The 541-nt window shown below is 63.8% G+C and carries 1 protein-coding gene; it reads left to right on the forward strand.

Annotation, left to right across the window (positions count from 1 at the left end; all coding sequences use genetic code 11):
• Positions 1–541, forward strand: a 541-nt coding sequence (locus AACY52_RS29845; protein WP_339561310.1) for a hypothetical protein, incomplete at both ends; no start/stop codon positions are given.

The following is a 541-nucleotide window of genomic DNA, read 5'->3' on the forward strand; positions in this document are numbered from 1 at the left end:
CTTCAAGACCGTCAACGTCTACAAATCCGCCGACGCCTCGCTCGTCGCCGCCGGCATTTCGGGCACGGTCGACCTGCGCATGCTGCGCCCGCTCGATCAGGGCAAGCGCGTCATCGCGGTCAGCGCGCGCGGGGAAATGAACGGGATCAACAAGCTCAATCCCGACGGCACGCGCTACGGCTATCGTGCCTCGGCAACCTATGTCGACAAATTCGCCAATGATACGCTCGGCATCGCGCTGGGTGCCTCGGCCACGCTGACCCCGTCGCAGGACGAGCGCTACAACGCCTGGGGCTATGCCGGCAGCGGCACGGCGGCCAGCCCGTTCGTGCTGGGCGGTGCCAAGCCCTATGTCCAGTCGAACGAGCTCAAGCGCTATGGCGGCGTGGCGACGATCGAATGGCGGCCGTCGGATGTGTTCCATTCGACCTTTGACGCGCTCTATTCGCATTTCGAGGAAACGCAGCATCTGCGCGGCATCGAATTCCCGCTCGGCTTTTCCAGCCCCACGCAAAGCGGCCTGACGGTCAATAATGGCTTT

It is taken from the genome of Pseudomonas sp. EA_65y_Pfl1_P113, from assembly GCF_963970525.1.
GTDB classification, from domain to species: Bacteria; Pseudomonadota; Gammaproteobacteria; order Pseudomonadales; family Pseudomonadaceae; genus Aquipseudomonas; species Aquipseudomonas tritici.